Raw genomic sequence first — 22,693 nt, 5'->3', positions numbered from 1 at the left:
TCCTTATTCCGGTAGTTCACGTTTACGTAAGACAAGTATGATGCTGGCGACAATGCCGACCACAATCACCACGCCAATCATGCCCAGCGACATCAATTCAGATATTGACCAGCCAAACATGTTTCCCACCGACAGCGCGGTAATTTGCGCGTTTTCAGCGGCGAAACTAAAGCCGCCTTTGAGCGCCATATCGGTAAAGTACGGCGCGAACTGGGTGGCGATCAGCAGAACGGTAATCATGACAATGATGCCGCTGAGCAGAGTACGAATCAGATCGCCGCGATGAATAACCGTGGCCATGCAGATAAAAAATGGCGCGACCGGTAAATCAGCCAGCGGCAGGACTTTATTGCCCGGCAGTATGCTCGCCAGAATTAACATGATGGGAATTAACAACAGTCCAACCGCGATGGTGGTCGGGTGGCCTAACGTCACTGCGGTATCCAGACCGATAAAGACTTCGCGCCCTTTAAAGTGTTTCTGGAAGAACTTACGCGCGCCATCGGAAATGGGCATTAATCCCTCAACGATAAGGCGAATCATGCGCGGAAACAGCACCATAATCGCCGCCACGGTAATCATTAAGGTTGCGCACCCTTTAAAGCCTTCGCCTGCAGCAAGTCCGAAGATCAGCCCGAGAACAACGCCAATGATCACCGGGTCGCCGACCATCCCATACCGTTTTTGGATCTCCTGAGCGTCAATATTGCGTCCCTTCATAAACGGTATTTTTTCGTATATCGCATCCAGCAATACGAACAATGGCACGGAGCTGGAGCCATACCCTTGCGGAATAGAAATCCCTTCCAGACCCACAATGTTCTGTACTCGTTTCGCCGTCCAGTCGGCCATTTTCAACGACAAGGCGGCGTGGCAAATCGCGCCCAGTACGCCATAAATCAGACTGCCGGTCATCAACTGGACGACCGTTCCGGTAATGGCGTAGTGCCAGTAGTTATAAATATCAACGTTCATGGTTTTGGTCAGTCGAGTCACCAGCATACCGACGTTGAGCAGAAAGATAACGGGAATGATCATCGCGCCGATGGCCGTCGCATAGCCGACGCCGGATGCGGGTCCGGCGCCGACGTCAAACACATGCAGCGTCAGGCCAAAACGCTCAATCATCACTTTAATCGGCGGACTGAGACTGTCGATCGCCATGACGATCACCAACCCCATGCCGACAAAACCGATGCCGACCGTCACCCCGGCTTTCACTGCCTGCAGCCAGGGAATACGAAAGATTAAGCCGATGATAATCATAATGATGGGCACAAAAACGGTGCCGCCGAGAGACAGGATGTAATCAAACATAATGCCCCCTTTATTGTGTTAACAGCGCCTTGATTTCTTGTTTTAATGCGTCGTCGTTGATGCCTGTCAGCAGGGCGGCGCCGTTGAGCGTCGGGATGCCATAGTCACTGTGCGTACGCATGGACGTTACGATGAGATCCATACCGTTACAGTTCAACGGGATCTCATTCAGACAGCATTGCGCCGTGGTTGCCGCAATGCCTTGCTCCGCAAGAAAGTCCTGCAGTTTTTGTGCAATCATGGTTGATGTCGACATGCCGGTACCACATGCCACAAGGATCTTTTTCATCATGGTCGTGCCTCTTGTGTAGCGCCTGTTTCAGGCTCAATGGGAAACTGTTCTGGCGACATATTGGCCAGCGCAGTCAGTAAACGGATACAATCAGTCAGGTCGCGCAGGCTGGCGACTTCGGCTGGCGAGTGGGTATAGCGGCAGGGAATAGAAAGACTAGCGCAGGGAATACCGTCCAGTTCAACCTGAATGTAGCCGGTTTCAGTGATGACGCCTGGCGCGACTTCTCGCTGTACGGGAATATTATTTTCGTGCGCGGTGGTCTCCAGCATCCGCAGCAAACGCGGCGGCGTAATCAGTCCCGCCAACGTACCGCGTCCGTGATAGTTCAGACAGGTGATGCCGACGCCGTGGTTGACCCGCACATCCGAGTAATCCTGCAGGTCAGGCGTGTCGCAGGATGGGGTGATATCAATACCAATCGCCAGGTCGGGGCGCACGCGTCGTAAAACGGGAACAATCCCGCGAATATTGAACTCTTCCTGTACCGACGCGACCAGGAACACCGCGATATCGAGCGGTGTGGAGGCGAGAGCCTCGGCGACGCCCAGTAGCGCCGTGCACCCCAGCCTGTCGTCCAGCGCCTTACTGCACACCAGATCGTTGCCCAGACAGTGCGGCGGGTTGTAAAGGGTTACTGGCGTCCCCACCTGAATACCCATTCGTTCGGCATCCGCTTTATCTTTTGCGCCGATATCAATCCAGAGTTTATCGAGCGCGGGAGGCTGGGTGCGCTCGTCACCCTTCGCGAAGTGATATGCTTTAATACCGATACAGCCCATGATATCGCCTGAACGTCCGGCAAGCGTCACGACCGAACCGGGCATAGTAATTTGCGCCGGGCCGCCCACGCGTTCAAAACGTAAAAAGACGGAGGGTTCGATCTTGCGTACCATAAAACCGACTTCATCCATATGCGCAAAAATCATCAGGCGAAGCGCGTCGGATTTGTCGCTGCCATAACGGGCGACGACATTGCCCAGGCGATCCCGCCAGACGTCTTTGGCCTGCTGCTCAAACGCGTGCTGCATAACGTTTGCAATACTGCTTTCATGTCCTGAAATCCCGTTTAGCCGCAGTAAAGAAAAAAGCGTTTCCTGCACAGAAAAGGTCATTGGCGTCTCCGTGGTGATAAAACAATCAGTCGTTGAGCGTTTTATAGGCGGAGAATGGTTGGATAAGTGTGAAATGTGTCACGCGGAAATACGCTAAATATGGCCAATAAAAAATAATGTGATGGCGATACAATAAAAACGCTCATATCACCTGCGGGTTATCGGTAAACCAGGCTATTTATGTGATTACGACCAACAACGAAGAAGGGCAACGCGATGGTGGAAATTATTCCTGTTAGCACGACGCTGGAACTGCGAGCGGCAGATGAAAGTCATGTTCCGGCGCTGCACCAACTGGTACTCAAAAACAAAGCGTGGCTACAACAGTCGCTCGACTGGCCGCAATATGTCACGTCGCAAGAGGAAACGCGTAAGCATGTGCAGGGTAATATGCTGTTACACCAGCGTGGTTACGCCAAAATGTACCTGATTTTCTGCCAGAATGAGATGGCAGGCGTACTCTCATTTAATGCCATCGAACCGGTAAACAAAGCCGCCTATATCGGTTACTGGCTGGATGAGTCCCTCCAGGGACAAGGGATAATGTCGCAATCATTACAGGCGCTGATGACACATTATGCCCGGCGCGGCGATATTCGGCGCTTCGTCATTAAATGCCGCGTTGATAATCAGGCCAGTAACGCGGTCGCACGGCGCAACCATTTTACGCTGGAAGGCTGTATGAAACAGGCAGAGTATCTTAACGGCGACTATCACGACGTTAATATGTATGCCCGCATTATTGATGCGGATTAAAGGGAACCGACTAAGGGGGTACGCGTAATACGATCCTCGCCATTGATCACTTTTGGGCCGCGTAGGTGAATAGTATTGTCGTCAAAGGCTATCACCGCCGCCCGTCCGCTAATCTCGACCTGGCGCTCAATCAGAATTTCGCCCTGTATACAGGCATGGCCTTCAATCAGCACGCGGTCGTCCAGTAAAATCGGACCTCCGCGTACCTCAGCATGTCCGCCTACCAGCACATGATGTTTTAACACACAGTTGCCTTCGATTAACGCATGTTCCGCTACCTGCGAGCTGTAGCGAAGGGTAGGGATCGCATCTTCCTCTGTGCCGGCGATAACCCGCGCATGGCCATAGACTTTGGCGCAGTCACAGATCCAGACATTATTGTCTTTGTCGCCTTCGATGAGCGCGAAATCAAAGACCTCCGCCCGGTGCTCAATAAAAGCGTGAGTGATAGTGGCGTTGCCATAAAGCTGTACCTGATGGACAATCCGCGAATGGTTCACGGTGGCGCGATCGTAAATTTGTAAAATCTGCGCATGTTCATGCGTTAGTCCCTGAATGGCGAGAATTTCTGACTGGTTTAACACGCGGGCATCGCCATAAATCGCACACTCTTCGCGCACGGAAGAGGACTGAATGGTGACGTTGTCACTTATCCGCGCGCCATCGCTGATATCAGCGCGATCAATCCAGACGTTATCGCCTATTCGCACGTTATTGTAGAGCGTGCACGGCTGCGTGATACGCGCGTTCCCCGTAATTTCCGTGCCCGCAAAGGCCATCGCGTTTTCATCATAAATCCAGCAATCCCCCTGTTGTGACAGCACATTATCGGCATCAACCCAGCCGCCGGAGGTTCCGGCTTTAACATCGTTAAAATCCGTTACGGCAATAACTTGTCGTAATAAGACGCTTTTCTTCTCACCGTCTACCTGATAAGTAAAAGCACGAGGTCCTTCACTCAGTCGATATTTGGTCATAGGGAAATTCCGTGTGAACGATTAAGATAACCGTAGCAAAGGTACTGGCGAAACAACCAGAAATTCCATAAAATGCATTTCAAATATACTTTATAAATTAAACAAAATGCGTAATCACAAGCAGAGCGATCGCGTGCTCAATCTGCCTGCGGGCTATTTTGGCATCGTCCTTGGCACTATCGGTATGGGATTCGCCTGGCGTTATGCCAGCCAGATATGGGCAATAAGCCACTGGCCCGGCGACATCATGGTGATCCTGGCGATGATTATTTGGGCACTCTTGACCTTGGCGTTCCTTAGCCGTCTGGCGCGCTTTCCCCATAGCGTGATGGCTGAAGTGCGACATCCGGTAATGAGCAGTTTTGTCAGCCTGTTTCCCGCCACCACGATGCTGGTCGCGATCGGTTTCGTTCCCTGGTATCGCCCGTTGGCCGTTGCGCTATTCAGCGTGGGGGTCGTCATACAACTGGCGTATGCCGCCTGGCAGACGGCGGGACTTTGGCGCGGAGCGCATCCGGAAGAAGCGACAACCCCAGGACTTTATCTGCCCACGGTAGCGAATAATTTTATCAGCGCCATGGCCTGTGGAGCGCTCGGCTACAATGATGCCGGACTGGTGTTTTTAGGCGCAGGCGTCTTTTCGTGGTTAAGCCTGGAACCGGTTATTTTGCAGCGACTGCGTAGCTGCGGCGAATTACCGGCGGTGCTGCGAACGTCGCTGGGTATCCAACTGGCGCCCGCGCTGGTCGCCTGTAGCGCCTGGCTGAGCGTCAATGGCGGGGAAGGCGACACGCTGGCGAAAATGCTATTCGGCTACGGTCTGTTACAGCTTTTATTTATGCTGCGATTAATGCCCTGGTATTTATCACAACCGTTTAATGCTTCCTTCTGGAGTTTTTCGTTCGGCGTTTCCGCGCTGGCGACCACGGGGTTACATCTTGGTCACGGTAGTGAATCAGGGCTTTTCCATATTCTGGCCGTCCCGCTGTTTATTTTCACGAACGCTATTATCGCCTTATTGCTGGTTCGTACATTTCTATTGCTGGTGCAGGGGACGTTGCTTATTCGCACTGAGCGCGCTGCACTGTTGAAAACGGAGGAAAAAAATGACCGTTCGTGACGAAAATTACTTTACTGAGAAATACGGTTTAACCCGCACGCATTCGGATGTGCTGGCGGCGGCAAAGGTTGTCGCGCCGGGTCGAACGTTGGATTTGGGATGTGGCAATGGCCGTAATAGTCTGTATCTGGCCGCGAACGGTTATGACGTTACCGCGTGGGATAAAAATCCGGCCAGTATGGCTAACCTTGAGCGTATTAAAGCGGCAGAAGGGCTGGATAATCTGCAAACCGACATTGTCGATCTGAATACATTGACCTTTGACGGCGAGTACGATTTTATTCTCTCGACGGTGGTTATGATGTTTCTTGAGGCGCAAACCATTCCCGGTTTAATTGCCAATATGCAACGCTGCACAAAACCCGGCGGGTATAATTTGATTGTTGCGGCAATGGATACGCCGGACTTTCCCTGTACGGTGGGATTCCCGTTCGCTTTTAAAGAAGGCGAATTACGCCGCTATTACGAAGGATGGGACATGCTGAAATACAACGAAGATGTCGGCGAGCTTCACCGCACGGACGAAAACGGCAACCGTATCAAACTGCGCTTTGCTACGATGCTGGCGAGAAAAACGGCCTGAGCGATGCAAGTTCTGTAAGTCTCGCTGCGTTCGGCATTTTTTTGTCGGGCGCTGCGTTCAAATTGTGCTGTCGTTACCATTTTTAGTGCATCCAGAATGATTTCGTTTTGCTATTATTTCCTTTGCATCATTGCGAAGACTAAAGGGATCGTTTCATGCGTACTCATACTTTATTTAAAGTTGCAGTGCTTACTGGCTTGCTGGCGTTATCCGGCTGTGCGTCTAAAGTCACACAGCCGGATAAGTATTCTGGATTCTTAAAAAATTATTCGGACCTGCAGGAAACTACCTCCGCCACGGGGAAACCGGTGTTGCGCTGGGTAGATCCACATTTCAATGACTCTAACTATGACAGTATTGTTTACAATCCGATAACATACTATCCCGTCCCCAAACCAACGACCCAGGTCGGGCAGCAAGTTCTTGATAAACTGCTGGCTTATACGAACACTAAAGTAAAATCAGCAATTGAACAGCGCAAACCGCTGGTCACGACGCCAGGGCCGCGCAGTTTGATTTTCCGCGGGGCGATTACGGGCGTGGATACCAGCAAAGAAGGGCTGCAATTCTATGAGGTGATCCCTGTAGCGCTGATTGTGGCGGGCACGCAAATGGCGACGGGCCACCGGGCCATGGATACCCACCTCTATTTTGAGGGTGAGCTGATAGATGCCGCGACCAACAAGCCGGTCGTCAAGGTAGTGCGCCAGGGCGAAGGTAAAGACCTGAGTAATTCCAGTACGCCAATGGCGTTTGAGACGTTGAAACAGGTTGTGGATGATATGGCGACGGATACCTCTATGTTTGACACTAACAAAAAATAATTCTGCGGCGCCATCGCAAGATGGCGCAAACCCCGGCAGATTAGCGGCCGCCATCAGCCAGACAACGATGGGCGGCGCGTTCTCGTTAATACTGCGTAGCCTATCCCGCCAGCGATCAACCCCCAGAATGCCGATCCGATGCCCATCAGCGTTAGCCCACTGGCGGTGACGAGAAATGCGATAACTGCCGCGTCACGCTCACTTTCGTGAGTAAGCGCCTGATACAGGCTACCGCTAATCGTACTTAACAGTGCCAGACCAGCCAGCATTTGCACCCAGCTAACCGGCAGGGCGACCATCAGCGCGGTTATCGAACCGCCAAACCACCCGGCAAGTAAATAAAAAACGCCTGCGGCGGCGGCCGCTAACCAGCGACGCGTTGGATCGGGGTGCGCGTCCGGGCTTTGACAAATGGCGGCTGTAATGGCGGCAATGCAGATAGAATAAACGCCAAATGGCGAAAGCAGCAGCGCCAGCAAGCCGGTAAAAATCATTAACGGAGAGACAGGAAGCTGATAGCCAGACGCCTTCATTGTGGCGACGCCGGGGGCGTTTTGCGATGCCATCGTCACCAGGAAGAGCGGTACCGCGACGCTCAGGCTTTGAGCGAATGAAAAGTGGGGGGGAACGAAGGTGGGCCACACCGGCGCGAAATGAATACCGCTCATCGCCACCTTACCCTGGATGAGCGCCACCGTTATTCCCATCACCATGGCAGCAATAACGGCATAGCGGGGCGCGAATACTTTAAAGAGTAGCCACGCCAATAGCATACCGCCGCACATGACAAACTCTCCGTTGAGCGTCCCGAACGCCTGCAGGCCGAAGCGTAGCAGTATTCCCGCCAGCATTGCGGCGGCAAGAAAATGGGGGATTATCCGCATCTGTTTTGACTATTTTTCTCTATTGCTGGCGCCTGGCACGGTCAGCGAATCAACGCCGCATAAAGCCGGCGTTATCGAACATGTGGTGGTGATTCAGGGTCGGCTGGACATGTGTACTGGTGGGGTATGGCAAACAATAGACGCTGGTAAAGGTTTGCGTTTTGCCGGCGATACGGCGCATACCTATCGCAACAGTAGTGACCAGACGGTTCATTTTCACTCGCTGATCCATTACCCACGTGATTAAGCGGGAAAACTATTTCGTTAGTTTGCGCTTCTGACTACAATAGCCGCCATTTCGCTGCTATTGGATAAGAAAGACTGTATGCGCCAGCAACCTCACTATCTCGAATTGTTAAGTCCGGCCCGTGACGCCGCAATTGCTCGCGAAGCGATTTTGCATGGCGCAGATGCCGTCTACATCGGCGGACCCGGTTTTGGCGCGCGTCATAACGCCAGTAACAGTCTGCGCGATATCGCCGATCTGGTCCCGTTTGCTCACCGTTACGGCGCCAGGATTTTTGTCACGCTGAATACTATCCTGCATGATGATGAGCTGGAGCCCGCGCAGCGGTTAATCACCGATTTGTACGACACCGGGGTGGATGCGCTGATTGTGCAGGATATGGGCATTCTGGAACTGGATATCCCGCCGATTGAGCTTCACGCCAGTACACAGTGTGATATTCGCAGCGTGGAAAAAGCGAAGTTTCTTGCCGATGTCGGTTTTTCACAGATTGTACTGGCGTGCGAGCTTAATTTGAGTCAGATAGCGGCTATTCATCAGGCTACTGACGCCACGATTGAGTTCTTCATTCATGGCGCGCTGTGTGTCGCTTATTCTGGGCAGTGTTATATCTCTCATGCGCAAACCGGGCGCAGCGCCAATCGGGGCGACTGTTCGCAAGCCTGTCGCTTACCGTATACGTTAAAAGACGATCAGGGGCGGGTGGTCTCTTACGAAAAACATTTGCTATCGATGAAAGATAACGACCAAACGGCTAACCTCGGCGCGTTAATCGATGCAGGCGTACGTTCCTTCAAGATTGAAGGGCGCTATAAAGACATGAGCTATGTCAAAAACATCACCGCGCATTATCGTCAGATGCTGGACGCGATTATCGAGCAACGTGGCGATCTGGCGCGTGCATCGGTTGGTCGGACCGAGCATTTTTTTGTTCCCTCCACGGAAAAAACCTTCCATCGCGGCAGCACCGACTATTTTGTTAACGCGCGTAAAGGTGATATTGGCGCATTTGATTCACCAAAATTTATTGGCTTGCCGGTAGGTGAGGTGCTGAATGTGGCGAAGGATTATCTCGATGTAGAAGCGACGGAGCCGTTGGCGAATGGCGATGGTCTGAACGTGTTGATTAAGCGTGAAGTGGTAGGTTTTCGCGCCAATACGGTGGAGAAAACCGGTCATAACCGCTACCGCGTTTGGCCAAATGATATGCCTGCCGACCTGCATAAAGTCCGTCCGCATCATCCGTTGAATCGTAATCTGGATCATAACTGGCAGCAAGCGCTGACAAAAACCTCCAGTGAGCGCCGTGTGGCGGTTGATATCATGCTGGGCGGCTGGCAGGAACAGCTTATTCTGACGCTGACCAGTGAAGACGGTGTCTGCATCACGCATACGCTTGACGGGGTATTTGAGGAAGCCAACAACTCTGAAAAAGCGTTGAATAACCTAAAAGCCGGACTGGCGAAGCTGGGACAGACGCCTTACTACGCGCGTGATATGCAGGTGACATTACCGGCGGCGTTGTTCGTGCCAAATAGCCTGCTCAATCAGTTCCGTCGGGAGGCGATTGATATGCTTGACGCGGCGCGGCTGGCCCATTATCAACGAGGTCGTCGGAAACCCGTGGCGCAGCCTGCGCCGGTCTATCCGCAAACGCATCTCAGCTTTCTCGCTAATGTCTACAACCACAAAGCGCGGGAATTTTATCACCGTTACGGCGTACAATTGATTGATGCGGCCTATGAGGCGCATCAGGAGAAGGGCGAGGTACCGGTCATGATCACCAAACACTGCCTGCGTTTTGCGTTCAACCTTTGTCCTAAGCAGGCGAAAGGAAATATTAAGAGCTGGAAAGCCACGCCGATGCAGTTGGTGCATGGCGATGAGGTACTGACGCTAAAATTCGACTGCCGCCCTTGCGAAATGCATGTCATTGGCAAAATTAAAAACCACATCTTAAAAATGCCCCAGCCCGGCAGCGTTGTCGCTTCAGTGAGCCCTGAAGCGCTGATGAAAACGCTGCCGAAGCGCAGGGGCGTTTAATTAACGAAAATAGCTCTCTGGTTTGCGCGATTTCTGCCAGTTGTGGTGCTCGCGCAAGCCTTCCGCGGATTCTTCCGCTGCCGCCCGTAATTCATCACTGTCGGCTTCGTGTCTAAGCTGGTGCCCTCCCGTCGCAAACCATACGAATGCGTGGTCTTGCTGTTTCGCCAGTAACTGGCCTGAAAACAGCGCACAGGTCAGTAAAACTACTGATAACGTTTTTGTAAGCATCATGCCACCTTCCAGTTACGTCGTGAGGCTATGATGCCAATAATTTCTTTGAGTTATTATTCCACACTTCAAATTAGCGAAAACGGTTTGTCAATAAGTGCGATAAGTTGTATGAGAAAATATACTTATACTCAGTATGTCAATTATAAAAATAACGAGCCAATTCGTTCCATAGTAAATCCATTATTCCCTGGGAGTATATATTTAAAGTTATTGTATTAGATGGTTTTGGTATTGCCAGGGGATTGTAAATCCATACTATTTATGGTGTGATCAACTCTGGTGATGAGCCTCATTTTTTGTTGTTTCAACGAGTGAAGATAAATCTTCAGAAAAAAGGCTGTTATGAACTTGTAGCGCTACATATTCAGTAAGCTCGTTTAAACATAGCAGGCCATGAGAGGAACTTTCTTCCAGCATATTCCTTAGTATCTCATTCTTAAACAAACATGAATAAACAATTTGAGTAACTGAGCTTTGTACATAATTTGGTTCAAATGTTGCATTCGTTAAGTTAGTATTCTCAATAACCTTTGCGGCTATTTTGTTTTTGATAGCATCGTCAATAGCTGTTACACCTGCTTGTGCGATGCCCAGATTAATCCTGGAGGAGATGGCGGCTTTTCTTTCCTGTTCCTTCCAGTCACATAAATTACCCTTTTCTGCCATGGCGATAAGCGTCTCTTCTATATTTTTTAGGTCAACGGAAAATGTTATACCGCCGGATAGCGAGAGTTGTAACCGCTCAGGGAACAAGCAACATAGCGGTTCACAAACATAAGTGCTAGCTTTTATATTAATATCAGAATATCTTTTCAGGTGGGCAGACTGAGTATCAACACAGAGCACTGTTCTATTCATTATCTCATAATAGTAGTGATCCTGACGTATCATAATGCATAACGGAATATCTTCGCCATCTTTAATACAGAGATTTGTATACTGACACTCAGCATCTTTATAGTGCTGAAAATGGAAATTTCCTCTGCATGATGGTGATGATAATTCATATAACGCGCAAAATAAATCAAATAAACGTTGCGCGTCAGGCGGAGAGGCAACATCACACAATTCCTTTATATATTGATCGGCAGTGGATCTTTGCGTGTCACAAAAAAATCTTTAATCTTTTCCCATAGTAACGTAAAGAAGGAGCGTTGAGAGATAGCACTTTGAGAAAACATCTCACTCTTTAAAAACCCTCTCCCGATAGTAATTGGCATAATGTAGACCACAAGTGATTATATGATACTTCATTACTGGAATAGGTGGTATTCGAAATATTATCCCATGTTGCCCATCGGTTTGCCTATCGGTGAAACACCTGATTTTTGCTTTGTCCTGAACCGTCAACATTATTGTTAAAATCGACCCGTGGCTTTAGTCAGTCCACGCCTCCTGGCCATGAAGTATGTCAGGTAAAACGAATGAAAGTAAAATGGTTTTCTTAATTCTCACATCATCATATACCATGAGTAATGTTTAATTACACGCTATATTATTTTTAGAGAAAGTAAATTGTTGCTCAACCGTGTACAAATTGTCTTATAAGAAGTTAAACTGAAAGTATTATTAGGCTAACAACAATGAGATATTTAGCGGCAGGGCAGGAGGCCTATGCTGATAGTACTTATGATATAAATGCCTTTACTCTTTAGTTTTTGTCTTAATTATATTTGTTGTAACGATTAGCTGACGGGTTTATTTCCAGTTAGGTGATAAAATTATAAAAACCTGCGAGGAGGCTCAAAATGAAGAAATCAGATGGTGAAATTCACGAAAAGACAGCATCCTGGGGCATTTTGCAGTCAGAATGGCTAAGAAAATGTGGACGGCTATTATTGCTGTTACTTTACCGTTTCGTTATCGGATGGGCTTTTTTCCAGTTACTTGCCATGATCGTGGCAGGGATATTTTTGTTAGGCGTCTTATTATTTCATCCCATAATATTTGTACAGACTATCGCAATTACTGAGAAGTTAAATCATGCTTCGCTTGATTTATGGCATATCCTTAAGTTATGCCTGTGGCATTACGGTATCATCGCAGGGTTTATTTTTATGGCGGAGTGTACGTTAAGTAAAAGTATACGGCAGGTTCAGCGCTTGTCCAAAAAATTTGGGGCACAGGATTTTTCTTCACGCCCGTGATCCGCCGCTGCAACCTGCGGTCTTACTGAATAATGGCTATGACCAGCAGACCGAATTATCTCGGTTCGAGGGGGATTCTATGTGTTTGCACAACTGCAGTGAATCGTAATTTCAGTGCATTATCGCCGACAATCGACGTGTTCCTCACTAATTGCCTTCCTGACTATATAGTGGTCTTATCTTTGGCGAAACAATGTTATTTAGTTATGGAAGGCGACAACAACTGTACTACTGATTATCAAATATCCTTTCTGGTCAGGTAGACTCGCCTTTGTGAAAACATATCGTTATCTGTGCTCCTGGGGACTCACTCCCTTGCCGCCTTTAAGCAACTCGAATTATTTTGGGTATAGAACAGGCGGCGTAATGGCCATATAAGCAAAATATAACCTCTCCGTTTGTAATAAGGCACAGATTACAGGGGGGGAATGATGTTTATTTTAACCATCTGTTTAAGCGCTGTCCGCTAATCTTTACCTGCTCAAATACATAATCACCCCTGTGACTCTCGCGAGGTGTAACATATGGTAAAATGCGTATCTTCTTTCCTCCTGTTCAGCCTGTTGTCCGTTCAGGCAATATCAGCTGAAAACCATATTGATCTCCACCAGCCAAAAGACTTTGTCGATATTACTACGGTCGCCCCCGACGTACAGGTAGACATGCGATACTTCAGTTCCCATAACTTTATTGGTCGCCCCATTAAAGGCTATAACGCGCCTGTTTGCCTGTTAACACGACCAGCCGCAAACGCAGTAAAGCAGGTCGCCGATCGTTTACGCCCCTTCGGACTTACCTTAAAAATATATGATTGCTACCGTCCGCAAAGCGCAGTGAACGACTTTATCGCGTGGGCCAAAGATCCTTCTCAAAACCAAATGAAAAACGAATTTTATCCGCAGGTAGAGAAAAATCGTCTGTTTGAGGAAGGTTATCTTGCCGCCAGATCCGGCCACAGTCGGGGAAGTACGCTTGATCTAACGATTGTTCCACTTGACAGTAAAATACCAATATACGATCCCGGACGACCACTGGTGAATTGTACTGCGTCCGCGGCGCAACGCTCGCCAGATAATAGTCTGGATTTTGGTACCGGCTTTGACTGTTTTAGTCCGTTATCCCATCCCGATAATGTCATACTTACCGCTCAGCAACGCGCAAATAGGTTGTTATTACAAACATTGATGCGTGATGCGGGTTTTACGCCACTGGATACTGAATGGTGGCACTTCTCTCTTACTCATGAACCATACCCGAACACCTGGTTTGACTTTCCCGTTAAGCAGAGACCCTGAAACGGCGTTTTGTTGCGAAATCTAATCATTACGCCTGTTGGAAAGCACCATAACAGTTAGCAAATCATTGTTAATTTTAACAACTGATATACACTGCGGTTGCCACCTGTAAGCAGCGCTCAATGAGATCGAATAATGAAAAAATATCAACGTCTGGCGGAGCAAATTAGAGAACAAATCGCCTCTGGCGTTTGGCAACCCGGCGATCGATTACCCTCGCTGAGGGAGCAGGTCGCCAGTAGCGGCATGAGTTTTATGACTGTCGGTCATGCGTACCAGTTGCTGGAAAGTCAGGGACGGATTATCGCCCGTCCGCAATCTGGTTATTATGTCGCGCCGCATCCGGTTTGTCGGTCAGTCGCGACGGCAGCGCACGTTATTCGGGATGAAGCCGTAGATATCAATACCTATATTTTTGAGATGCTGCAGGCGAGCCGTGATACCTCTGTGGTGCCCTTTGCCTCAGCGTTTCCCGATCCGCGTCTGTTTCCCTTGCCGCAATTGAACCGCTCTCTGGCGCAGGTCAGTAAAACCGCGACGGCAATGAGCGTCATCGAAAACTTGCCGCCAGGTAATGCAGAATTGCGCTATGCGATAGCACGCCGTTACGCGCAGCAGGGGATTACCGTTTCTCCTGACGAGATTGTCATTACCGCCGGCGCGCTGGAAGCGTTGAATCTTAGTTTACAGGCGGTGACGGCGCCGGGAGACTGGGTGGTGGTGGAGAACCCCTGTTTCTACGGTGCGCTACAGGCCCTGGAGCGATTGCGCCTGAAAGCGTTGTCGATACCTACCGATGTTAAAGAAGGTATCGATCTTATGGCGCTGGAACAGGCGTTACAGGAATATCCGGTGAAAGCGTGCTGGTTAATGACCAACAGCCAGAATCCGTTAGGGTTCACGCTGAGTGCTGAGAAAAAAGCGCGGCTGGTTGCGTTACTCACGCACCATAACGTGACGCTAATTGAAGACGATGTTTATAGCGAACTCTACTTTGGCCGCGAGAAACCTCTGCCTGCCAAAGCATGGGATCGCGACGATACCGTGTTGCATTGTTCGTCTTTTTCCAAATGTCTGGTTCCCGGTTTTCGCATTGGCTGGGTTGCGGGAGGAAGCCATGCCAGACAAATTCAGCGTTTGCAGTTAATGAGCACATTATCCACCAGTTCCCCCATGCAATTGGCGTTAGTGGATTATCTCTCGACACGTCGATATGACGCGCATCTGCGACGATTGCGAAGGCAGCTTGCCGAACGTAAACAGCAAGCCTGGCAAACCCTTTTGCGCCATCTCCCGGCGGAAGTAAAAATTCACCATAACGATAGCGGTTATTTTCTTTGGCTGGAGCTACCTGAGCAGCTTGATGCCGGTGAACTTAGCGCCAAAGCGCTTGAACACCTTATCAGTATCGCGCCGGGGAAAATGTTTTCAACGTCCGGCGCCTGGACGCGTTTCTTTCGTTTTAACACCGCATGGCATTGGGGAGAACGGGAAGAACAGGCCGTAAAACAGCTTGGCAGCCTGATTCGCGAGATGCTGAGCGCTAAAAGCCTTGTGTGAGGTGGAATGCGTGTCAGCTCACAACCTGACTAAATTTCCCGAGTGTGCCGGGTGAGCATCTGGCGCGCCGTCTATTTTTAGGAAAGCGGCGGCCCGTTCGCCGGAAATCGATTAATGACGATATGGGAAAATGCTATGCAATATCAATTACTGATTAATGGCGTGCTGGTGGACGGCGAGGGAGAAAGGCAGTCTGTTTATAACCCGGCGACAGGCGAGGTCATACTTGAGATTGCGGAAGCGTCGCCCGCGCAGATTGACGCCGCAGTGCAGGCCGCCGTTAACACGTTTGCCGAATGGGGGCAGACCACACCCAAAGCACGGGCGGAATGTCTGTTAAAACTGGCGGACAGCATCGAGCAAAACGCCCTTGAGTTCGCCCGGCTTGAATCGCAAAACTGCGGTAAGCCTTTGCACTGCGTAATTAATGATGAAATTCCGGCAATCGTGGATGTCTTTCGCTTTTTTGCCGGCGCGGCCCGTTGTTTGAGTGGACTGGCGGCGGGTGAATATCTGGAAGGGCATACGTCGATGATCCGCCGGGACCCGATTGGCGTGGTTGCCTCTATCGCGCCGTGGAATTATCCGCTCATGATGGCGGCCTGGAAGCTGGCGCCTGCGCTGGCGGCAGGTAACTGTGTGGTGATTAAGCCTTCTGAAATCACGCCGCTGACGGCGCTTAAACTTGCCGCGCTGGCGAAGGATATCTTTCCGCCTGGGGTGCTCAATGTCCTGTTCGGACGAGGGCAAACTGTTGGCGATGTATTGACCGGCCATGAAAAAGTACGCATGGTCTCTTTAACCGGTTCTATCGCGACCGGGGAGCATATTCTGCGCCATACTGCGCCAGCGATAAAACGTACGCATATGGAACTCGGTGGTAAAGCCCCGGTGATTGTTTTTGATGACGCCGATCTGGATGCGGTGGCGCAAGGCGTCCGGACTTTCGGTTTCTATAATGCCGGACAGGATTGTACTGCAGCGTGCCGTATATACGCGCAGCGCGGTATCTATGATGCGCTGGTCGAAAAGCTGGGGAACGCGGTGAGCAGCCTGAAAATGGGCGCACCGGAGGATGAGTCGACAGAGCTGGGGCCGTTAAGTTCGCTGGCGCACCTGAAGCGCGTCACAGCGGCTGTAGAGGAGGCGAAGGCCCTCAGCCATATCCGTGTGATTACTGGCGGAAGTCAAACGGAAGGTAAAGGTTACTATTTCGCTCCGACGTTGCTGGCAGACGCAAAACAGGAAGATGCCATCGTGCAACGCGAGGTCTTCGGCCCGGTGGTCAGTATAACCGTCTTTGATGATGAAGATCAGGTTCTGAGGTGGGGCAACGATTCTCGCTATGGTCTGGCATCCTCCGTCTGGACTCAGGACGTTGGGCGGGCGCACCGGCTTAGCGCCAGATTGCAGTATGGCTGTACCTGGATTAATACCCATTTCATGTTGGTTAGCGAGATGCCGCATGGAGGGCAAAAACAGTCGGGATACGGCAAAGATATGTCATTGTATGGTCTGGAAGACTACACCCTTGTCCGCCACATCATGGTTAAGCATTAAGGATCATTTACTGTTCAGAAAAATCATGAAAAAATAGGCGGGTATCGGCGGAGAGGGGGACCTCCCCGCCAACATGCGCAGCAAGTACTCAAAGGTTGAACACCTCAAGCAAACCAGCCGAATCTCAACGAGATCAGACCCAAAAGTCCTGCAGCAGCAAAGACATTAATCAGCACGACGGTTTTACTGGAAACATTCATTTTCGCCACCTTTCATCATAACCCCTATGGGTATAGTACGGGTTGGCGAGATCCGCAATAATACGTAAACAGGATATTCTGTGAGCGGAGCCGTGCATTGAGAACGTTTTGCTGTCAAGGCTGATAAACCTTGATGTGTGTCAAATAAAAAGAGCATATTGCGCGCGTTTTTTCCTCTGGTTGGCGCGGATGCCTGATATGACCCTCTTTCAAAAGATATTAATTTTTTACGCCGTCATGGCGGTGATATCATTCCTGATCACCTGGTTTTTGACTCATGACAAAAAACGAATTCGTTTCCTGAGCGCCTTTTTGGTTGGCGCGACATGGCCGATAAGTTTCCCCGTCGCATTGCTGTTTTCGCTTTTCTGACCTCAAGCCCGATACAGGTTACCGGGCATGGTTTTTCCGCCAGGTCAGGCTATCAGGGCAAGTAATTGCTCTCTGTCTACGTCGGTAACGTCCTGCGGATGTCGATAACCTGCGTTCTCATTGGCCAGGGTATACAGCGCAACAAGCCAGTCATAGACATAGCGGCTGGCGGCGTGAACGGGCTGTTCGTCAAGCTTTGTTAGACGTAACATTGTCGAACGCGGCGTTGCGGCGAAAATGGCTGCGCCTTTCTGAACGCGGCTGGCCGGGCGTTGGGCCTCCTCGATATTTGCGTAGCCGAGCCAGGCGATGAAGTTACCAATGATGGCATGAAGCTGCGCGCCGCTCACCTCCTCGCGCTGCATGGTTTTCTGTAACTGCTGAGGTAAACCGAGGCGATAGCTGGCGGTAATTAAAATCTCCGCCACGGCGTTGAGCATCTGCGGTTCCAGCCCCAGACGTTGCGCATTATCCCGGCAGTGGGCCCACTGGCGCAGATGACTGATCCACATTTTGTGCGCCTGGTAGCCTGTTTCATGACCTTCTGACGCTGAAGCGCGCGTTGGTTCGTCGGCAAAGAGATCGATCGCGTCATTAAATAAACCGCTGACCTGTTCTTCTCGCGACTGTCGGGTGCGCAGCAACGCTTCGAAGTTCTGTACCGGCGGTAACAGCCCGGCCAGCAGGTCGCCATGTCTGGCGGCCTGGGCCTGAAGACGCCGGATCACGGTTTCAACCGATAGCCGCGCGTCATCAAACATCGGTAACAGATCGCGCACGCGGCCTCGTAGTTGTGCGCGTAACGCCTGTAAGCGCGCCTGTCGCTGTGGTGCCGATGTCGCCTGCGATAACCACTCCACCAAACGCTGCATACTGTGTTTATCCAGCGCCTGCAACGTTCCCCAATGCACGCCAGGTTTACCCATCAACTGCTGGACGGCTTCATCCAGATTTTGCTGGGTGGCAAAACGGGCATCCTGTGGAGTAATAGCCCAGACGACGCCGGGTAACGCTGATTCATGCTGCGGCTGCGTGGCGTTAACCCACTCCAGTAAGTGACGGGCGGCAGTGGACGTTTGCGAGCGAGATACCAGAGCATTGCAAATCACCAGAACATCGGGCTGTATCTGCTGACGGTAATGGGCCAGCATCCAGCCTAATTTCGTCCGCCATAACGGATGAGGATGACTGTCTGGCGCGACCGGAATATCCAGTAAATCAACGTTATCCAGTACGCTGTTTTCAACGGTTAGCACCAGTTCGCGGGTAAGCAGCGCCAGAGAATCAAGCGAAAGGCTGACCGCATTGAGCAGTCGGCCTTCCTTAACCGGATGCACCACCACATCGCTTTGCGTATCGCTGGCGGTTAGCGCCATTTGCGTCAGGAAGTTTTCCGCCGGTAAGCCAAAATGATCGACCAGCAGGCTGAGCGGCGCCGCCAGTTCCTCGGCATGGCCGGTTTGTTGCAACATATGTGCCAGCGCCAGCCATTGCTGGGTGATCTCTGGTTGCTCTCCCCACAGTAATGCCCAGGCGTGCGCCCGTGTCGTGAGATCCAACGCAGGCAAGAGCGAGGCAAAGTGTTGCCATGTCGCATCATCAATATGTTGTCTGGCGGACGGCAGGCAAGAGCGCCAGAAACTCGCGATGGTCGCAACCTCTTCAGCGGTAACGCCGGGGACGGGCTGCGGTTGGCGAAGCGATTGCCATTTCTCCAGGCGTGATGTGATAATGGATTTTTCGACCTGGCGACAAACGGGGGACGCGCTGGTCCAGGCAATAAAGATCTGCACCAGTTCGGCTTCACTGATCAAGCACAGGCGCAACGGCCAGCCGCTCTCGTTTGAAAAAATGTCGCGCGTAAAGCGAATAGCCATATTCGCTGGCGCATGACCCGGGTTGATGTGGCTGAAATAATCATAGTCACGGTCCGGCGTGATAATTTCCAGCTTGCCATTCTCGTTACCGCATAGCGTCGTTAACAGATGCGCTTTTGCGGATTGCGCATACCCGTACAGACCGACGCAGCCATGTGATGCGCAGGCGGCGTTGAGCGCTGACTCATCCGCCGCGGCAAGCGTAAGTTGCGCCAGCAGAGCGTCGGCTTCGTCATCCAGTCGCGTTGCGTAACGGCGCGTGTTGTTAACCCACTCGATAACAGCCTGGGTGGCGTTTAACGGTTTTGTCATTTCAGGTATACACTCCCGCTATCTATCCAGTAGTGGCTGCCGCTGTGGCGGCGGTCAGCCAGCGTATTCAATTTTAATGTCAGCGCATCGGCGGCGACCGGCGTCCCGTCCTGGAGCCAGGCATCACTTAATATGAACGATTCCGGGGCGCTATCTTTGCTACTGCCGCGTAATTTCAGTCGGACATTCAGTACGCCGTCGCCAGCGATGGTTTTCGCCAGTTCGGCGGAATTAATGCTCAGGCAATAGAGTGGGGTTGCAGGCCAGCGACTGTTCGCCAGTTGACGAAAGCCCAACGTCACGTTGCCGCGTAGCGGAAAATGCAGGCGTGCGTCCAGCGTTGCGCCGGGTTTATCCAAATCGATCTCGTGATACCAGATATTTTCATCGCGAAGCGTATTAACGGTATTATCCAGTACGCCGAGATAACGCACAGTCGAATACGCGCCGATATCAGCCGCTTTAAAATTGAAACGCGGCAGACGTAAGTCCAGCGCCAGGCTGCATAACATCGCGCCCACCGCGGCAGTGGATTTTGGATTGCCGATACGCCCTTGCTGACTGAAGGGATACCATTCATGTACCTGATACTTATCCATCCACACAATGCGATTAACCGGCACCGGTTGTAAGTGCCGGATGAGCGCCTGTACGCCGGGTAAGCAGGTCGGTCTCCCCGTCACCAGCAAGATATCGCAGTGATAGTGGGAGATCGCTTCGCAGACCGCATGAAGCGGCGTTGTCAGCGTAAACTGACCGGCCAGCAGAGCCTCCTGAAGCTGGCTAAACTGAATTTGCAACGGCACATTGAATATATCAAATGTCGGCGAACCAGACGGTAAGGCATGATCGATCGCCTGCTGGATATAGTTCATCACGTTGCTTGTTGGGCGGCGGATCAGCAGATCGCCAAATGTTGCATGTAAACCAGCAAACGGATCGTTAATGTCGCTTTGCTCCCAGGCGGAAAGTACCGCATGGCCCAGCGGCATAAATAATTGCAGCGCCGTTTGCTGGCGCAAAATGGCCTGAGTATCAATTCGTCCCGAATCGCCAAATAAGGTCGCCAGCAGGGCGGCGGCATCCGTAACGCCTGCCCGTTGCAACGCCGTTTGCAGGGAAGGGAGTACGCAACGCTGAATGATATCTAATAGCAGATCGTCCCCGGCGACTTTAAAACCTTCGCGAAACAGGAGATGAGGCGTAATTTTTACATTGGCCCCCACGCCGTCATCTAACTGATAGTGAACGATCGCCATATCCGTCGTGCCGCCGCCGATATCAATCGATGCCACGCGCAACGCGCGCCCGGGGACGACGCCGGGTTCAGGCTGGCGATCCGGTCTGGCCAGCGCATTAAAAAAGGATTCGGTACGCCCGGCGTAATGCGAAATGGCTTCGTTATAAAGCCATACCAGTTGGCCGCAACTTGCTTCGTCCCATTCCATCTGTATTTCTGGTACCGGCACCACGCTTTTTTCACGCTGCTTAGGCGTGGTGAAATCCTCATCCTGCGGATGCCAGCCCATGGCTTTCCAGACCAGCGCCAGCGCTTCAAACATTCGCTGGCGGAAAATTTCTCGCTCCTGTTTCGGCATGGCGGAAGGCAGCGTTAAAATCAGGGTGCGTAGCTGGCGCGGCGAGGCGGGAAAGCCGAGCCGCAGCCGGGTGGCGACGCTGTTAATTTGCCCCAGCGCCTGAGCCAGAATTTCGCACAACATATGCGTCATCAAGGTGCTACGGCTGTATTGCGGCGAAAAAACCGGTAGCCTTTCTTCATGCGGCAGGCGGAATAACGGCTGTCCGTCATCGTTCATCAGATTCATCAGCGGAAACGCGGTGGCAAGCGGTTCGCGCTGCGTTTTACCGTGGATCTGGCTAAAACGCCAGTCCTGCAAGGCGGGGGTTTCATCCCACAGGTAGCGACGCGGGCTGGAGATGCCGCTGCTGCCTTCGGTGCCCACACGCTGCATAGCAAGGGCGCGAGCCTCGTCGCCCACACGCACAATGGAAGGCCAGACAAAGGCGTCGTCTCGTCCGCTTTCGACAGAAAAGTGTTGCTTGCCAAAGCGTGCTTCCGAGAATTCCACCCGGCTGGTAAATAAAGGATCGTTCAGATACTGCGGCTCGCTTAAAGAACGCACCTGAAGCTCTGCCGTCTGGCGTAACCCGTCATTCGCATCGCCATGATCCTCGATCAAGACGCCGCAGGTATGCGTATTGCCGACATCCAGAATCAGATCGACCGGGATTGCGGGCGTGCTTAACGTATGTGTCACAAACTTTACTTCCGGCACCGTAAGCTGTTCGCCTAACAGCGTCAGTAAATTCAACCAGTGCGCCTGATACTCAAAGCTACGCAGCGCTTGTTGTATGGCCTGTTCCGAACGGTTTTCCACCTGTGAGGCATACTGAAGAAACGACTCGCGCAGCCAGCCGTCAATCCATGTCTGGTCAAGAAAATCGGCAACTTCTTCATCGCGCCAGGCGAGCGCAAAACGTGTGCCATTGAGCAGATCGTTTTCGCAAGGCGCCAACGCCGCAGGCATATTTTTTGCCAGTTGACTGTCGAAGGCGAGGGTGATCCGGTGTGTGTTTCCGGCGCTATCTGGCTCGCTGAGTTTACGTGCCTGAATGCGTGCCCAGTTATCCGGCCCGTCAATAAAGGTACGCGGCGGATTAAAACGCAGGAACGGCAGGGGAAGCCAGATCCCGTCGAGTACATCCAGAGAATAGTGCAGCGTCTGAGTGCTTTCCGGTTTCACGACTTCGGGTTGGCCGCCAGCACGTCCAGGCAACGTGTAGCGCCCGCTGGTCAGATCAAAATCGAGGCGCAGTAGCGGGCCGTTTGCCGTTTTGCGCACAAAACGTCCGTAGTGGGCCGACTCTTGCGGCGTTAAGCCAAAATCAAGAAACTGGACGCCGCTGTTTGCAATGAGCGTGACGCTCTGTTTGTAATCACACAGATTGACCAACAT

19 protein-coding genes and 3 pseudogenes are annotated in these 22,693 nt (G+C 51.5%); 12 read left to right on the top strand and 10 right to left on the bottom strand.

The genetic code is table 11. The annotated features are described in order from the left end of the window. Positions 1–3 precede the first annotated feature (3 nt). The 3 genes from sgcC to J4685_RS01895 are packed head-to-tail and all read right to left on the bottom strand — an operon-like array spanning position 4 to position 2,724. Positions 4–1,317 (bottom strand): PTS sugar transporter subunit IIC SgcC, encoded by a 1,314-nt coding sequence (gene sgcC, locus J4685_RS01905; RefSeq protein WP_000460835.1) that lies wholly within the window; start codon positions 1,315–1,317, stop codon positions 4–6. Positions 1,318–1,327: 10 nt separating this feature from the next. Further along, positions 1,328–1,609, bottom strand: a complete 282-nt coding sequence (gene sgcB, locus J4685_RS01900) for a PTS sugar transporter subunit IIB SgcB (RefSeq protein WP_000976132.1) — start codon at positions 1,607–1,609, stop codon at positions 1,328–1,330. Beyond that, the gene (locus J4685_RS01895) at positions 1,606–2,724 is read right to left on the bottom strand and encodes a M42 family metallopeptidase (RefSeq protein WP_000144634.1); all 1,119 of its coding nucleotides are present in this window, start codon (positions 2,722–2,724) and stop codon (positions 1,606–1,608) included. Before J4685_RS01895 ends, sgcB begins: the two co-directional genes overlap by 4 nt. Before the next feature lie 216 nt (positions 2,725–2,940). Here J4685_RS01895 and rimL point away from each other — a divergent pair, with 216 nt between their 5' ends. Then, positions 2,941–3,480, top strand: coding sequence for a 50S ribosomal protein L7/L12-serine acetyltransferase (gene rimL / locus J4685_RS01890; protein ID WP_000229312.1), 540 nt, complete (start codon positions 2,941–2,943; stop codon positions 3,478–3,480). On the opposite strand, the gene ydcK is transcribed toward rimL, so the two are convergent. Beyond that, positions 3,477–4,457 carry a YdcK family protein gene (ydcK, locus tag J4685_RS01885; protein WP_000170590.1) on the bottom strand — a complete coding sequence of 327 codons (981 nt, stop codon included), beginning with the start codon at positions 4,455–4,457 and terminating at the stop codon, positions 3,477–3,479. The two genes, rimL and ydcK, sit on opposite strands and share 4 nt — an antisense overlap. A gap of 106 nt (positions 4,458–4,563) precedes the next feature. Here ydcK and tehA point away from each other — a divergent pair, with 106 nt between their 5' ends. From tehA to J4685_RS01870, 3 genes are all read left to right on the top strand, one after another. Next, on the top strand, positions 4,564–5,577 hold the full coding sequence (gene tehA / locus J4685_RS01880) for a dicarboxylate transporter/tellurite-resistance protein TehA (RefSeq protein WP_001243994.1): 1,014 nt from the start codon (positions 4,564–4,566) through the stop codon (positions 5,575–5,577). Further along, complete coding sequence (tehB, locus tag J4685_RS01875) at positions 5,564–6,160, top strand: tellurite resistance methyltransferase TehB (RefSeq protein WP_000218276.1); 597 nt, start codon at positions 5,564–5,566, stop codon at positions 6,158–6,160. The genes tehA and tehB overlap by 14 nt, the downstream gene beginning before the upstream one ends. Positions 6,161–6,315: 155 nt before the next feature. Further along, positions 6,316–6,984: a DUF3313 domain-containing protein gene (locus J4685_RS01870; protein WP_001259024.1), complete on the top strand. Its 669-nt coding sequence runs from the start codon at positions 6,316–6,318 to the stop codon at positions 6,982–6,984. A 53-nt stretch (positions 6,985–7,037) separates the two neighbouring features. Here J4685_RS01870 and J4685_RS01865 read toward each other — a convergent pair. Beyond that, positions 7,038–7,877: pseudogene (locus J4685_RS01865) on the bottom strand (benzoate/H(+) symporter BenE family transporter); the annotation flags it as partial. On the opposite strand from J4685_RS01865, the pseudogene J4685_RS01860 reads away from it, so the two are divergent. Together J4685_RS01860 and J4685_RS01855 are read left to right on the top strand one after the other, a co-directional pair. Continuing rightward, positions 7,867–8,115 (top strand): annotated as a pseudogene (locus J4685_RS01860) (cupin domain-containing protein); the annotation flags it as partial. The pseudogenes J4685_RS01865 and J4685_RS01860 sit on opposite strands and share 11 nt — an antisense overlap. Positions 8,116–8,193: 78 nt before the next feature. Continuing rightward, positions 8,194–10,158, top strand: coding sequence for a peptidase U32 family protein (locus J4685_RS01855; RefSeq protein ID WP_001249743.1), 1,965 nt, complete (start codon positions 8,194–8,196; stop codon positions 10,156–10,158). Here J4685_RS01855 and J4685_RS01850 read toward each other — a convergent pair whose 3' ends face one another. Continuing rightward, positions 10,159–10,389 (bottom strand): DUF2554 family protein, encoded by a 231-nt coding sequence (locus J4685_RS01850; protein ID WP_000956438.1) that lies wholly within the window; start codon positions 10,387–10,389, stop codon positions 10,159–10,161. A 273-nt stretch (positions 10,390–10,662) separates the two neighbouring features. Continuing rightward, positions 10,663–11,612 (bottom strand): annotated as a pseudogene (gene sifB / locus J4685_RS01845) (SPI-2 type III secretion system effector SifB). Positions 11,613–12,140: 528 nt separating this feature from the next. Between sifB and J4685_RS01840 the strand changes: the two are divergent. From J4685_RS01840 to patD, 5 genes are all read left to right on the top strand, one after another. Beyond that, a complete protein-coding gene (locus J4685_RS01840; protein ID WP_000747901.1) occupies positions 12,141–12,539 on the top strand; it encodes a hypothetical protein in 399 nt (132 codons plus the stop codon). Between the two features lie 32 nt (positions 12,540–12,571). Further along, positions 12,572–12,802 carry a hypothetical protein gene (locus J4685_RS01835; RefSeq protein ID WP_001637891.1) on the top strand — a complete coding sequence of 77 codons (231 nt, stop codon included), beginning with the start codon at positions 12,572–12,574 and terminating at the stop codon, positions 12,800–12,802. Between the two features lie 261 nt (positions 12,803–13,063). Next, positions 13,064–13,834 (top strand): M15 family metallopeptidase, encoded by a 771-nt coding sequence (locus J4685_RS01830; protein WP_000237710.1) that lies wholly within the window; start codon positions 13,064–13,066, stop codon positions 13,832–13,834. Between the two features lie 135 nt (positions 13,835–13,969). Next, positions 13,970–15,394 (top strand): GntR family transcriptional regulator YdcR, encoded by a 1,425-nt coding sequence (ycdR, locus tag J4685_RS01825; protein ID WP_000760692.1) that lies wholly within the window; start codon positions 13,970–13,972, stop codon positions 15,392–15,394. A gap of 114 nt (positions 15,395–15,508) precedes the next feature. Next, positions 15,509–16,954: an aminobutyraldehyde dehydrogenase gene (gene patD, locus J4685_RS01820; protein WP_000158083.1), complete on the top strand. Its 1,446-nt coding sequence runs from the start codon at positions 15,509–15,511 to the stop codon at positions 16,952–16,954. A gap of 104 nt (positions 16,955–17,058) precedes the next feature. On the opposite strand, the gene yncL is transcribed toward patD, so the two are convergent. Then, positions 17,059–17,154, bottom strand: a complete 96-nt coding sequence (gene yncL / locus J4685_RS01815; RefSeq protein WP_001103198.1) for a stress response membrane protein YncL — start codon at positions 17,152–17,154, stop codon at positions 17,059–17,061. Between the two features lie 198 nt (positions 17,155–17,352). Here yncL and J4685_RS01810 point away from each other — a divergent pair, with 198 nt between their 5' ends. Beyond that, positions 17,353–17,526, top strand: coding sequence for a GhoT/OrtT family toxin (locus J4685_RS01810; protein WP_001522647.1), 174 nt, complete (start codon positions 17,353–17,355; stop codon positions 17,524–17,526). A gap of 44 nt (positions 17,527–17,570) precedes the next feature. Here J4685_RS01810 and srfC read toward each other — a convergent pair whose 3' ends face one another. Together srfC and J4685_RS01800 are read right to left on the bottom strand one after the other, a co-directional pair. After that, complete coding sequence (gene srfC / locus J4685_RS01805) at positions 17,571–19,715, bottom strand: virulence-associated effector SrfC (RefSeq protein ID WP_000165623.1); 2,145 nt, start codon at positions 19,713–19,715, stop codon at positions 17,571–17,573. Next, positions 19,712–22,693, bottom strand: a complete 2,982-nt coding sequence (locus J4685_RS01800; RefSeq protein WP_011233043.1) for a virulence factor SrfB — start codon at positions 22,691–22,693, stop codon at positions 19,712–19,714. Before J4685_RS01800 ends, srfC begins: the two co-directional genes overlap by 4 nt.

Origin of the sequence: Salmonella sp. 32100201201700099SM, assembly GCF_017572645.1 — a bacterium.
GTDB lineage: Bacteria > Pseudomonadota > Gammaproteobacteria > Enterobacterales > Enterobacteriaceae > Salmonella > Salmonella enterica.
Note: the sequence above shows the minus strand (reverse complement) of the source record. Positions and strands in the feature narration are given on the sequence as shown.